Annotated in this window: 15 protein-coding genes and 1 tRNA gene; 9 read left to right on the top strand and 7 right to left on the bottom strand. The window is 71.2% G+C overall.

Annotated elements, in window-relative coordinates:
- Window positions 1-1,656, bottom strand: coding sequence for a sensor histidine kinase (locus tag ABTY62_RS41365; RefSeq protein ID WP_352134535.1), 1,656 nt, complete (start codon window positions 1,654-1,656; stop codon window positions 1-3).
- Between the two features lie 112 nt (window positions 1,657-1,768).
- The gene (locus ABTY62_RS41360) at window positions 1,769-2,506 is read right to left on the bottom strand and encodes a response regulator transcription factor (protein WP_352134534.1); all 738 of its coding nucleotides are present in this window, start codon (window positions 2,504-2,506) and stop codon (window positions 1,769-1,771) included.
- A 183-nt stretch (window positions 2,507-2,689) separates the two neighbouring features.
- Between ABTY62_RS41360 and ABTY62_RS41355 the strand changes: the two genes are divergently transcribed.
- Together ABTY62_RS41355 and ABTY62_RS41350 are read left to right on the top strand one after the other, a co-directional pair.
- Complete coding sequence (locus ABTY62_RS41355; protein ID WP_352134533.1) at window positions 2,690-3,655, top strand: LLM class F420-dependent oxidoreductase; 966 nt, start codon at window positions 2,690-2,692, stop codon at window positions 3,653-3,655.
- A gap of 376 nt (window positions 3,656-4,031) precedes the next feature.
- On the top strand, window positions 4,032-4,649 hold the full coding sequence (locus ABTY62_RS41350; protein WP_352134532.1) for a DUF4352 domain-containing protein: 618 nt from the start codon (window positions 4,032-4,034) through the stop codon (window positions 4,647-4,649).
- 45 nt (window positions 4,650-4,694) lie between these two features.
- Here the strand turns inward: ABTY62_RS41350 and ABTY62_RS41345 are convergent.
- Window positions 4,695-4,768 (bottom strand) — tRNA-Met (locus ABTY62_RS41345).
- A gap of 257 nt (window positions 4,769-5,025) precedes the next feature.
- On the opposite strand from ABTY62_RS41345, the gene ABTY62_RS41340 reads away from it, so the two are divergent.
- Complete coding sequence (locus tag ABTY62_RS41340) at window positions 5,026-5,646, top strand: hypothetical protein (RefSeq protein ID WP_352134531.1); 621 nt, start codon at window positions 5,026-5,028, stop codon at window positions 5,644-5,646.
- A 102-nt stretch (window positions 5,647-5,748) separates the two neighbouring features.
- Here the strand turns inward: ABTY62_RS41340 and ABTY62_RS41335 are convergent, their stop codons facing one another.
- Entirely contained in the window at window positions 5,749-6,717 is a 969-nt protein-coding gene (locus ABTY62_RS41335) for a quinone oxidoreductase family protein (RefSeq protein WP_352134530.1), read from the bottom strand.
- A gap of 139 nt (window positions 6,718-6,856) precedes the next feature.
- On the opposite strand from ABTY62_RS41335, the gene ABTY62_RS41330 reads away from it, so the two are divergent.
- Together ABTY62_RS41330 and ABTY62_RS41325 are read left to right on the top strand one after the other, a co-directional pair.
- A complete protein-coding gene (locus tag ABTY62_RS41330; protein WP_352134529.1) occupies window positions 6,857-7,477 on the top strand; it encodes a TetR/AcrR family transcriptional regulator in 621 nt (206 codons plus the stop codon).
- A 41-nt stretch (window positions 7,478-7,518) separates the two neighbouring features.
- Window positions 7,519-8,100 carry a cysteine hydrolase family protein gene (locus tag ABTY62_RS41325; protein ID WP_352134528.1) on the top strand — a complete coding sequence of 194 codons (582 nt, stop codon included), beginning with the start codon at window positions 7,519-7,521 and terminating at the stop codon, window positions 8,098-8,100.
- On the opposite strand, the gene ABTY62_RS41320 is transcribed toward ABTY62_RS41325, so the two are convergent.
- Window positions 8,094-8,450, bottom strand: coding sequence for a hypothetical protein (locus tag ABTY62_RS41320; RefSeq protein ID WP_352134527.1), 357 nt, complete (start codon window positions 8,448-8,450; stop codon window positions 8,094-8,096). The genes ABTY62_RS41325 and ABTY62_RS41320 overlap by 7 nt on opposite strands.
- 9 nt (window positions 8,451-8,459) lie before the next feature.
- A complete protein-coding gene (locus ABTY62_RS41315) occupies window positions 8,460-9,068 on the bottom strand; it encodes a class I SAM-dependent methyltransferase (protein WP_352134526.1) in 609 nt (202 codons plus the stop codon).
- Between the two features lie 117 nt (window positions 9,069-9,185).
- Here ABTY62_RS41315 and ABTY62_RS41310 point away from each other — a divergent pair, with 117 nt between their 5' ends.
- Entirely contained in the window at window positions 9,186-9,659 is a 474-nt protein-coding gene (locus ABTY62_RS41310; RefSeq protein WP_352134525.1) for a hypothetical protein, read from the top strand.
- A 55-nt stretch (window positions 9,660-9,714) separates the two neighbouring features.
- Here the strand turns inward: ABTY62_RS41310 and ABTY62_RS41305 are convergent, their stop codons facing one another.
- A complete protein-coding gene (locus ABTY62_RS41305; RefSeq protein WP_352134524.1) occupies window positions 9,715-10,548 on the bottom strand; it encodes a DUF6461 domain-containing protein in 834 nt (277 codons plus the stop codon).
- Between the two features lie 143 nt (window positions 10,549-10,691).
- Here ABTY62_RS41305 and ABTY62_RS41300 point away from each other — a divergent pair, with 143 nt between their 5' ends.
- The 3 genes from ABTY62_RS41300 to ABTY62_RS41290 all read left to right on the top strand — a co-directional run.
- Complete coding sequence (locus ABTY62_RS41300) at window positions 10,692-10,931, top strand: hypothetical protein (protein ID WP_352134523.1); 240 nt, start codon at window positions 10,692-10,694, stop codon at window positions 10,929-10,931.
- 118 nt (window positions 10,932-11,049) lie between these two features.
- Window positions 11,050-11,613, top strand: coding sequence for a hypothetical protein (locus ABTY62_RS41295; protein WP_352134522.1), 564 nt, complete (start codon window positions 11,050-11,052; stop codon window positions 11,611-11,613).
- Between the two features lie 91 nt (window positions 11,614-11,704).
- On the top strand, window positions 11,705-12,139 hold a 435-nt coding region (locus tag ABTY62_RS41290), incomplete at its 3' end, for a hypothetical protein (RefSeq protein ID WP_352134521.1).

The raw sequence follows: 12,139 nt of genomic DNA, 5'->3' as shown, positions 1-12,139 counted from the left end.
TCATGGCTGTGTGGTCAGCCTGTGCCCTGCCTGTGAGTGCGTTACGGGGTGGTGAACAGGAAGGTGGGCAGGGACGTCCGCGGGGACGTCGCCGGCGAGGTGGACGGGCAGGTGGACGCCGAAGACGGTGCGGCCCGGCACGCTGTCCACCGTCACCCGGCCGCTGTGCGCCGTGACCACGGCGTGCACGATGGCGAGGCCCAGCCCCGTGCTCCCGGCGGCGCGCGAGCGCGAGGCGTCGCCGCGGGCGAAGCGCTCGAAGACATGCGGCAGGAGGTGGGGCGGGATGCCCGGCCCGTCGTCCTCGACCTCCAGGGACACCCAGGGCGTGGAATACGGGGACGGAGAGGGAGCAGGGTGCGGCGCCCCGTACGGGCCGCGCCACAGCACGCGCGCGGTGACCGTCGTCCCGGGAGGGGTGTGCGTACGGGCGTTGGCGAGCAGGTTGACCAGGACCTGGCGCAGCCTGGCGTCGTCCCCGTGGACGACCGCGGGGTCGTCGGGCAGCTCCAGCCGCCACTTGTGGTCCGGCCCGGCCGCCCGGGAGTCGCTGACCGCGTCGACCACCACGGGCGACAGGTCCAGCTCCGCGCGTTCGACGGGGCGGCCCGCGTCCAGGCGCGCCAGCAGCAGCAGGTCCTCGACCAGGCCGGTCATCCGCGCCGCCTCGGACTCGACGCGGCCGAGGGCGTGGCGGGTGTCGGGCCCGATCTCCTCGCGGCCGCGTCTGGTCAGCTCGGCGTAGCCGCGGATCGAGGCGAGCGGCGTGCGCAGCTCATGGCTGGCGTCGGCGACGAACTGGCGTACCCGCGTCTCGCTCTCCTGGCGGGCCGCGAGCGCCGACTCCACATGCCCGAGCATGCGGTTCAGGGCCGCGCCGACCTGGCCGACCTCGGTGCGCGGGTCGGCCTCGGACTGCGGGACCCGCTCGCGCAGGGCGACCTCGCCGCTGTGCAGCCGGAGCTCGGAGACGCGGGTGGCGGTGGCCGCCACCCGGCGCAGCGGGCGCAGCGAGATGCCGACCATGGCCGCGCCGGCGATCCCGGCGGCGACCAGCCCGGCGGCGGTGACGGAGACCTCGGCGAGGATGAGGGTGTCGATGGTGTTCTGCGCGTCGGACGTCGAGATGCCGACGAGGAAGTGGCCGTGAGCCCCGGTGACGTACTTGACGCGGTACTCGCCGTTGCCGGGGATGTCGACGGTGTGTTCGGCCCCGTCCCGCGGGACCTCGCTCAGCGCCCTTCGCTGAGCACTGGTCAGGTAGTTGCCGGAGATATTGGGCTCACCCGTGCTCGACTCCTGCTGGGAGCTGATCGCGCCGTCGCCGAGCTCACCGTCCTCAACCTCGGCAGCGACAGTCCCCATCGGCTGGCCGGGCCCGGCCACGGTGTCGCGGATGTTCTGCGTACGCCGGTCGTCCCCGAGCCGCGGGTCCTTGCCGAGGTCGAAGGGCGGGCCGGCGACCCGCATGCTGACGCCGGTGAGCTGCTTGTCCACCTGGTCGTACAGATAGGTGTGGAGGGCGATCGTGGTGACCGTGCCGATCACGGCGCAGACGACGGCGATCAGCCCGACGGCGGAGAAGACCAGCCGGGTGCGCAGCGACCACGGCCTGCGCCGGCGGCGCGCGGAGCGCCTGCCGCGCGCCGGGGGCACGGGCGGCGGGGACGCGGGCGGCGGGGATACCGGAAACGGCTGAGGCACAGGAGACGGCTGAGGCGCGGAGGGCACACCGGCGGCAGGGGAGAACGCCATCGATCCGGCTCGCCTACTCGCCCGGCTTGATCAGATACCCCGCGCCGCGCCGGGTGTGGATCATGGGGCTGCGGCCCGCGTCGATCTTCCGGCGCAGATACGAGATGTACAGCTCGACGACGTTGGCCTGGCCGCCGAAGTCATAGCTCCACACCCGGTCGAGGATCTGGGCCTTGCTGAGCACGCGGCGCGGATTGCGCATCAGATAGCGCAGCAGCTCGAACTCGGTCGCGGTCAGGTGGATCTCCTGACCGGCCCGGGAGACCTCGTGGCTGTCCTCGTCCAGGACCAGGTCGCCGACGGTCAGCAGCGACTCGCTGCGCGCCGCCGCGGCCCCCGACCTGCGCAGCAGGCCACGCAGCCGGGCGACGACCTCCTCCAGGCTGAACGGCTTGGTGACATAGTCGTCGCCGCCCGCGGTCAGCCCGGCGATCCGGTCCTCGACCGCGTCCTTCGCGGTCAGGAAGAGCACCGGCACCTCGGGAAGCTCGTTGCGCACCCGCCCCAGCAGCGTGAGCCCGTCCATGTCGGGCAGCATGATGTCCAGGATGACGGCGTCCGGGCGCAGTTCGCGGGTGATGCGCTGTGCCTCCGCGCCGTTGCCGGCCGTCCGCACCTCCCAGCCCTCGTAGCGCAGGGCCATCGAGAGCAGGTCGGCGAGGGCCGACTCATCGTCCACAACCAGCACCCGGACGGGGCTCCCGTCGGGTCGCAGCAGCTCGGAACGCCCATGGGGCGAGGTCGCCTTCATGGTTCTCACCTTCGGGCGGCCGTCTGAGAGTCCCCTTTCCACTGTCTGTGAATAGCCTGAGAATCCTGTGCCGCCCCCGTCAGCGCCCGCCGCCAGGCCCTCTCAGGTGAGAAACCCGTGTCGAATCGGTACCCGACCGCGCGGCGAGGAACAACCGGATGCCACCTCCGGTTGAATGACCGCATGGCCTCTCACCACGAGCCGGGCACCGCCCCCGGCACCACCCCTGACCCGACCCCCGGCAGGACGCTCGCCACCGCACTCGGCAGGACCGGCATCTGGACCGCGGCCCTCCGCGTGACGGACCCCGCGACGGATCCCTCGGCGGACCCCGCGCAGCACGACGCGGTCAGGGACGCCGCGGCCGAGCTGGAGGCGCTGGGGTACGGAGCGCTGTGGCTCGGCGGCAGCCCGTCGCCCGACCAGGCCGCCTTCCTTCTGGAGGCGACCTCCCGGATCACGGTCGCGACCGGCATCCTCAGCATCTGGGACCACGAGGCCGCCTATGTGGCCGAGCGCCACGCCGCCCTCGACGCGGCCCACGGCGGCCGCTTTCTGCTCGGCCTCGGGGTGAGCCACGGCCACATGGTCAAGCAGTACTCCCGCCCGTACACGGCGATGCGCGAGTACCTCGACGCCCTCGACGCCGCGCCGACCCCCGTCCCCGACTCCCGCCGGGTGCTGGCGGCCCTCGGTCCGAAGATGCTGGAGCTGTCCCGCGTCCGCGCCGCGGGCGCCCACCCCTACCTCGTCACACCCGAGTTCACCGCCGAGGCCCGCGAAATCCTCGGCGCCGACCCGCTCCTCGCCCCGGACCTCAAGGTCGTCCTCGAACCGGACCTCGACCGCGCCCGCGCCATCGCCCGCGGCTATCTCGCCCACTACCTCCCGATGCCCAACTACACCAACAACCTCCTCCGGTTGGGTTTCATCGAGGACGACTTCCGCGACGGTGGCAGCGACCGCCTCGTCTCATCTGTTTTTGCCCTTGGTGATGTTGACGCGATCCGCCGCCGCGCCGACGAGTTCCTGACGGCCGGCGCGGACCACCTGGCCGTCCAGGTCGTGACCGCCGACCCCTTCGGCACCCTCCCGCTGGCCGAGTGGCGCGCCCTGGCCGAGGCCCTGCCGCTCGGCCACGGCGGCTGAGCCCGGCCGGCCCCCGCCGTTGGCTCCTGGCCGGAGCGGGCCCACCCCCGTCGGGCCCGCTCCGGCCGCCGCCGGCTCAGCCGGAGGCCCGTCCCCGGGCGTGGGAGACCCCCGGGGACGAGGACCGCCACAGAGGCGGCGACGACCACTGCCAAGCAGCATGGCAGCCCCCACTGACAATCGTCCTGACCTGCATCTTCGCCAGGCCCCGGGCGCGCGGGCGGCGCGTCACGGCCCCGTCTCGGGCTCGCTGCGGATTGGTACCGGGATCCCAGAGGTCTTTTGTCACGACCACGATGATCTGCCATACAAGATCACTACGTTCTTGACGACGAACCGACGGCCGGCGAACGACCACCACAGAGGGACCGCCCACGTGCCCAACCGCTCCGCCCGCACCCGCGCCACCGCCCTCACCTGCTGCGCGGCCGGCCTCGCCCTGCTCGCCCTCGCCTGCGAGGACGACACCGCCTCCGGGCGGCCGGGCCGGGGACCGGGAACCGCGGGCTCGACGGACGACGGGGCGCCGGGCGGCGGCGGACACCGGACCCTCGCCCTGGGCAAGGCCACCACGGTCACCTACAAGCGCGGCTCGGACAACGTCCGGGGCGCCCTGAGGGTCACGGCGGAGAGCGTGGTGAAGGGCATCCCGGCGGACCTGCCCAGGGGCTCGCTCCAGGCCTCGGACCGCGGGCTGCGGCCGTACTACGTCACCATGACCTTCAGGAACATCGGCGAGGACTCCATCCACTACCCCTTCCTGAACACCCCCACCAGCCTGGAGGACGGCGGCGGCGCGTCCCAGGAGGTCCTGATCACCGCGGATGACGGCGTGAAGCGGTGCCCCGGCAAGGACCCGGACGACTTCGCGGCGGGCGACACCGCCACCCTGTGCAAGGTCTTTCTGCTGTCCAAGGGCGTCACCCCGGCCACTGTGACCTATGCCACGGGCGGTGACACCGAGGAGCCGGTGTCCTGGAAGGTCCCGGGCTGAACGGCCGAGGGGCCCGGCGCTGATGCGCCGGGCCCCTCGTATGAGTAGCGGGGACAGGATTTGAACCTGCGACCTCTGGGTTATGAGCCCAGCGAGCTACCGAGCTGCTCCACCCCGCGTCGGTGTTTGTAACTGTACGTCATTCCGGGCCGCCAGGGAAATCCGTTTCGGCTCCCGGTTACTTTGCAACGACCCGGTCTCAGCCTCGCTTCGAGTGGATCTTCGCCTCTGGCCTGGCGCTTTGTCGCGGCCATGATGTGTGCACCGCACACTGACGGGCCCGCCGAACCCGGCCCGAACACCGTGAACACAACTCACGCGAGCCCAGCTCGCACCGACACGACTCGCACCATCTCAACTCAACGGGGACCCATTCATGCGCATCCGATCCACGCATAACCGCACCGCCGCCGCAGTCCTGTGTGCCGCCGGCTTCGCCCTGCTGGCCACCGGCTGCAACGACAACCTCGCCCAGGACGGCGGCGACGACACGCCCACCAAGACTCCCAAGCCCTCCGCCACCGCCAGCAAGGCGCTCGACTCCGACGCGGGCAAGACCCTCGCCCTCGGCGAGACCACCCCGATCACCTACAAGCGCTCGGACAAGACGGGCGTCCTGAACATCGCGGCGAAGAGCGTGGTGAAGGGCTCGCAGTCGGACCTGGACAAGGTGGCGCTCAACGCCGACGAGCGGAAGCTCCAGCCGTACTACGTGACGGTCAGCTTCAAGAACATCGGCAAGGACGCGATCGAGTACCCCTTCCTGAACACCCCCACCCACCTGCGCGACAGCCGCGGCGAGGAGGGGAAGTCCCTCCTCACCCTGGGCGGCGACGTCGCCAAGTGCCCCGGCGAGGACCCGGACGACTTCAAGGCGGGCGACACCGCCACGCTCTGCAAGGTCTTCCTGCTCCCCTCGGACGAGACGCCGTCGGTCGTCTCGTACACGGGTGACTTCGACAAGGAGCCGGTGTTCTGGAAGGCGAAGGACGACTGACACAGGCGAAGGAGGGCCGACGAGCGCAGGGAGACCGCCGCTCTCCCCTCCACCGCCCCGCGGGAGGCCGGCTCCGTACCCCGGAACCGGCCTCCCGCCGCGTCACGGCACCAGCAGCACCCGGCCGAGCTGAGCCCGCGCGTCGAACAGCCGGTGGACCTCGGCCGCCTCGGTGAGCGGGAAGCGCCCGTGTACGACGGTGCGCAGCCGCCCCGACGCGAAGTGACCGGCGACCTCCACCATGTCCTCGCGGGCCAGCTCGGGGCGGGCCGCCCGCCAGGCCAGCAGGGAGAACCCGGCCACCTGCTTCATCGCGATCAGCTCCATGACCCCGACCTCCCCCAACTCCCCGCTCGCCGCCCCGTACTCGACGGCCCGGCCCAACGGGGCCAGCAGCTCGACGGTCTGCCGCAGCACCCGCCCGCCGACCGACCCGACGGCCACGTCCACGCCGCCCGGCACGGCCTTCCGCACCTGCTCCGGCCAGTCGTCGTCGGTGTAGTCGACGACGACATCGGCGCCCAGCTCCCGCGCGAAGTCGAACTTGGCGGGCGAGCCCACGGTGGCGACGACCGTGCCGGCCCCCAGCACCCGCGCGAGCTGTACGGCGAGATGGCCGATGCCTCCCGCGGCCGAGTGCACCAGCACGCTCTCGCCCTCCGTGAGCCGCCCCAGGCGCAGCACCCGCAAGGCCACCGGCGCGCCCATCGGCAGCATGGTGGCCGCCCCCACGTCGAGCCCCTCGGGCACGGGAGCCAGCCAGGCCGCGTCGGCGACGACCTGATCCGCGAACGCGTCGTTGACGAGCGTCGCCACCCGTTCCCCCACCCGTCCCTCGTCGACCCCGGGCCCCACGGCCTCGATCCTGCCCACCACATCCCCGGTGACCGTGCCGGGCAGCGGCCACTGGAAGATCCCCTGCGCCCCGCTCCGGAACTTGGTGTCGACGAAGTTGGCGCCGATCGCCTCGACCCGGATGAGCACCTGCCCCTCGCCCGGAACGGGGGTGTCCACCTCCTCGATCCGCAGGACCTCGGGACCGCCGTACTCGTAGTAACGCACCTGCCGCATGCCGCTACCCCTCCCCAATAACTGGACCATCGGTCAACTTATCCGGATGGTCCGAGACCGTACTGGACCGCCGGTCCAGTTGTCCATGCGTGACACCATGCGGGCAGGCCAGAAGGAGCATGCGAGGGGAGTGGAATTCATGACCGGGGGCCGCCGCGAACGCGCCGACGCCGTACGGAACCGGCGCGCGATCCTGTGCGCGACCGAAGAACTGCTGGCCAGGTACCGGCCCGAGCAGATCTCCATGGAACAGGTCGCCGCCGCGGCGGGCGTCGGCAAGGGCACCGTCTTCCACCGGTTCGGCAACCGCATGGGCCTCATGCGCGCGCTCATGGAGGAACGGGCCCTCACCCTGAGCGAGTCCGTCGCCGGCGGCCCACCGCCGCTGGGCCCGGGCGCACCCCCGCGCGAGCGCCTGCTGGCCTTCCTCGCCGCCATGGTCGACGTCGTCACCCGCAACAAGGGCCTCATCGCCGCGCTCGACCACGCCATGGCCACCGCCCCCAAGCCCGCCGCCGAGGACTCCCCGGCCACCGCCCAGGACGCGCACCCGGTCTACACCGCCTGGCACCGCCACATCAGCACCCTCATCACCGAGGAACGCCCCGACCTGGACGCCGAGTTGCTGACCCACATCCTCCTGAGCGCCCTGCACAGCGACCCGATCCTGGCCCTGCTGCGCCAGGGCGACGGCCAGCGCCTCACCGCCTGCCTCCACACCCTGGCCACCGCCGCACTCGACGCCCCGCCACGGCCATAACCCGCGTGCCGCCCCGGCCGAGCTGATGAACAATCGCCGGCATGACCACTCAAGTACCGCCCGTCCAGGCCCTGATCGTCGTGGATGTCCAAGCGGCCTTCGTCTCAGGCCCGGACGCGGTGCCCGACGCGCCACGGATGCTGGAGGGCATCGAGGGCCTGCTGGCCAGGGCGCGTACGGAAGGCGCGCTCGTCGTCCACCTCCAGAACGACGGCCCCGCGGGCGCGGCCGACGAACCGAAGACGCCGGGCTGGGAGCTGCATCTGCCCATCCACAAGGGCCGGCGGGAAGTCGTGATCCGCAAGACGGAGGACGACGGCTTCCACGGGACGCCCCTGGGCGCGCTGCTGACCGAGGCCGGGATATCGGACCTGGCCGTGTGCGGGGTGATGTCCGAGATGTGCGTCAGCGCGACCGCGCGTACGGCGCTGGCCCTCGGATACCGCGTGGTCCTGCCCCACGACGCCCACGGGACCTACGACATCCCGGCGGCGCCCGACATCAGCGACGCCGTTCCGGCCGCGATGGTGTCACGGGTCGCCGAATGGGCCTTGGGATCCGACGCCGAAATCGTCCCGCGCGCCGCCGACGTCACGTTCCGAACCGAGCGCCGGGGTCAGTGACCGCGCCTCAGACGACCGGCCCAGCGCGCAAGGCCCCGTCGCGGCCGGCGGGCCGACCGAGACGGCCGCTCCGGCCCTTCCCCCGCCCCCAGCCGACCGACCCCGGCACGGCTCCGCCGCCAGTCGTCATCCGGCGACAGGATCGGCGCCTTGCGCTCCGCTTGCGCCCTGATCTCGTAGTGGGCCTCGTGAGACGTCACCCGGAACGCCTCCTCATAGGAGGCCAGGGCGGCACTCATGGCGCCGCCGGCGAGCCCCCGGCGACGGATGCGCGATGCCAGCCACACAAAGCCGCCCAGAACCGCGGCCAGGACACCGAAAACGATCGCGAGCGGCAGCAGCGCATCCATGAACCGACCCTACGCCGCATCGAACCCGCGTCCCCGCTCCTCCCGGTAAATCAGCAGATACCGCCAGAACAGCAGGCGGCGCAGCGTCGCGCCGGGCAGCAGCCGGGCGGCCTCGGCGCGGGTCTCGGCGTACGTCAGCGGGGGCGGCCAGACGATCGGGACCCGCACGGACGGGGCGGCGTGGCGCCCGCGCAGCAGCCGCTCCGCCTTGAGCAGCGAGGACGCCGGGGCGGCCCATGCGAAGTCGGCCGCCGTCTTGATCGGATAGAGCCCCAGCACCGCCAGAACGCCGCCCGGGGCGAGGGCCCTTCGCAGCGTCAGCACCGTGTCGAACGGCATGTGGTGGAGGCTGGCGATGCACGAGATGACGTCGTAGTGGGCGTCCGGTAATTGCCACTCACGCACATCGGCCCGCCGGTACCGAGGCCCGCCCCCGGCCGCCCGCGCCGCCTCGATGACGCCCGCGTCGGCGTCCACCCCCTCGACGTCCAGCCCACGCCCCGCGAGCAGCCGCGCGAACCGCCCCGCACCGCACCCGACGTCCAGCGCCGTCAGCGCCCCGTCCGGCACCTGCTTCAGCAGCAGCCGGTGGTAGTGATCGTTGTAGTTCAAGCCCATGCGAGCGGACCTACCCGGGCCCGGCGGCCCGCAAAGGGTTCGCTCGCCCGTATCCCGTATCCCGTATCCCGTATCCCGTATCCCGTATCCCGTATCCCGTATGACAGTGTGCCGATCGTGACGGACAGCACCACCCCGACGATCACCTCGCTCGCCGACCGCCCTTCGTTGATCTCCCGTGTCTACGAGATCAACGAGACCTGGCCTCCCTTCACCTCTCATGACCTGGTCGCAAGTACCCTGCTGAGCCGAGTCGTCGAGGAGTTCCCGGAGTACTGCGCGGTGGCCACCGACGGCGACCGCGTGATCGCGCGGGCCCTGGCCGTACCGTTCAATGCCGAGGCGGACGGCCGTACGGAAACACCCGACCAGGGTTGGGACCGCGACCGCGACCGGCGGCACGGACTTCCGCCGACCGTGGCCAGCGCGCTGGAGATCACGGTGGACACCGAATACCTCGGCCGCGGCCTGTCCTACCGCATGCTGCGGGCGCTCCGCGACGCCGCGGAGGGCCAGGGCCACAGCGTGCTGCTGGCCCCGGTCCGTCCGACCGCCAAGCATCTGCAACCCCGCGTCCCCATGTCCGACTAGCTCCGGCAGCGACACGAGGACGGACTGCCCGAAGACCCCTGGCTACGGGTCCACGTCAAGGCAGGCGCCCAATGTCTGGGTCCGGCATGCCCTCAGGACGGCGGGCTGAACGCGGCGGGTCTCCGGAGCCCTCCACGATGACGCCGCTCGCGCGGAACGACCCGACCGGAACGACGTGATCATCTGCGGGGATCCGGTCCGCTCGGGGAGCCGACGGGTCCCCGGGGACGATGGTCCCCAGCAAACGCCCCAGCCCCAGCCCCGGCCGGCCCGCCGGCCGCGGACGGCTGGGCGGCGGTGGGTCCGGCGTTCGGCGGCGGTCCTCGAGCAGCAAGCCGAGAAGCGGGCCATTGAGCGTGTCATCGTCGAGAACGACCCCCGTGTGGTCGGCGACCACCCGCATCACGATCTCGAGCCGGGTGTATTCCGACCCCGCTGCCTCAATCCCCGCCTGCGCCGCGTCCCACCAAGGGTGCGGCGCAACGGGCCGCGTATAGGAATAGCCGGGCTCGAACCACTCGGTGCGCCGCCCATCGCGCCAATGCTCGAAGATGTTCATGCCGTCTCCGCCCTTCAGAATGGAAAAGGTCTCCCTTCCTTCGGACAGCGCGGACAACGGACCGGGCATCCTTCCCATGAGGCCGTATTCCTCCGTCGAGAACGACCATTCGCCCAGCGCCCCGACGCGTATCACCGACCCTCTCGGCTCCTGGTCGTAGGTGCCGAACATGAGCGCCGCGGCCTGCTGCCCATCGAGGAGCCGCGCGTCCCGGATATCGGCCCCGAATCGGGTGAGAACCTCCTCCGGCGCAATCCCCCGCGTGAATGTCACGCACCACATCAAGCCACCGCGAACCCAGCCCCAAGGATCGGTCACCGAGTCGTTCACCTGAGCCTCCTCCGGGGAATGATTTCTCCATACTGCGCACGGATTTCGGTGAAACGGGGGCCTGTTAGGTGAGCGGTACGTCACGGACGCATCCGAACGGCACGGAAGCGGGGCGCGCGGCACCGGAGCCGCAGCACCCCAAGGTGAAGCAGATCGCTCTCAAGCCGCCCTCCCCGCTCCCACTGCCCGAGCGCGACCGCGAGCGTTTCGACGACGAGCAACCCGACCCGCTCGCCTCGCTGCTGGCCAAGGTCGACAACGGCGAGGAGATTCCGACTCCGGGCAGCGCGGCGGACGACGAAGACCGCGACATCCATGAGGAGGAGTGGCGGGCACACGATCGCCACGGCCCCTATGCCCAAGGGCGTCGCCGCAAGAATTGACTTCCGACCGGGTGACACCGCGCGCGAACGGGTGATTCTGGTGGTTTTCCCATTGCCAAGTGGAAGGAAATAGGTGGCATTCATGCGCGAACAAGACGTATGAGCACCAGGAGGAAACATGCGGATACGCGCGAACGCGCTCGTGCGCGGCGGCGCGGTGTTGGTCACCGCAGCCGCGACCGTCGCCATGCTGGCCACTCCGGCCGAAACCGTCGGTGCCGAAGCCCGCGGCGGGGGAACAGGCGGCGGGAAGGAGGCCGAGACCAAGCAGATCGCGTCCTCCGTCCTGGACGCGGACGAGAACGTCAAGTTCACCCTGACCGCGATCCGATCCACCGCCGACCCGCTGAGAGCCACCGTCCGCTTGAAGGCCTTCACCAAACAGCACGGCCGGCTCGTGCTGTCGGACGAGGTACGGGTCGGCGCGGTCGACGGCTGGTTCTGGTTCCCGGTCACCGGACCGGCCGCGATCTGCCAGTTCTCGACGGCAAGCACCAACCCCGCGCCCATTATTACGAGCCTGCTCATCACCCCGGCGATCGGCTGCTCGCTGCCCGAGCACTTCGAGCTACAGGACGGGAAGTTCGGGGCCAAAGGCCACAACGCGCGGTCCCCGCACGGCGGAGTGAACACCGGCGGTGGCGGCACAGCCCGACGCATCGCCGTAGCGTCCGCCCGGTGAGCAAGCACCCGCCAGGGCGGACCCGAGGGCCCGACGGCCCACTTCGGACGCGTTAGCGGCACGTTAGCCGTACGGCGCTAGAGCGTCAGCGATGGCCGACAACCTTGTTCTCACGCACCTGAAGCGCCACGTCGAGAAAACGGGGAAGATCATGTCGCACCGCACCGCAGTCCGCCACGCCCGCAACGCCGCCGCCGTGGTGATCGCCATCGCCGCGTTCGGGCTCACCGCCTGTCAGGGCAGCGACACCGAAGCCTCGCCCTCGTCATCCACCTCCGCGAGCGCGAAGCCCTCGGGCACCCCCAAGAAGCCCGGAATCAAGTGCACCGATCTGGTCAACTACGGCGAAGACTCCAGGTCCAACGCCGAAATCAACTCCATCGGCGAGGACACCGGCTACTGCCCGGAGCCGAACAAGGACATGGCACCGTCGGGCACCCCCAAGAAGCCCGGAATCAAGTGCACCGATCTGGTCAACTACGGCGAAGACTCCAGGTCCAACGCCGAAATCAACTCCATCGGCGAG

It is taken from the genome of Streptomyces sp. NPDC097640 (assembly GCF_040302705.1).
GTDB lineage: Bacteria > Actinomycetota > Actinomycetes > Streptomycetales > Streptomycetaceae > Streptomyces.
The sequence above is the reverse complement of the archived record's forward strand: the minus strand, read 5'-3'. Positions and strand labels throughout refer to the sequence as shown.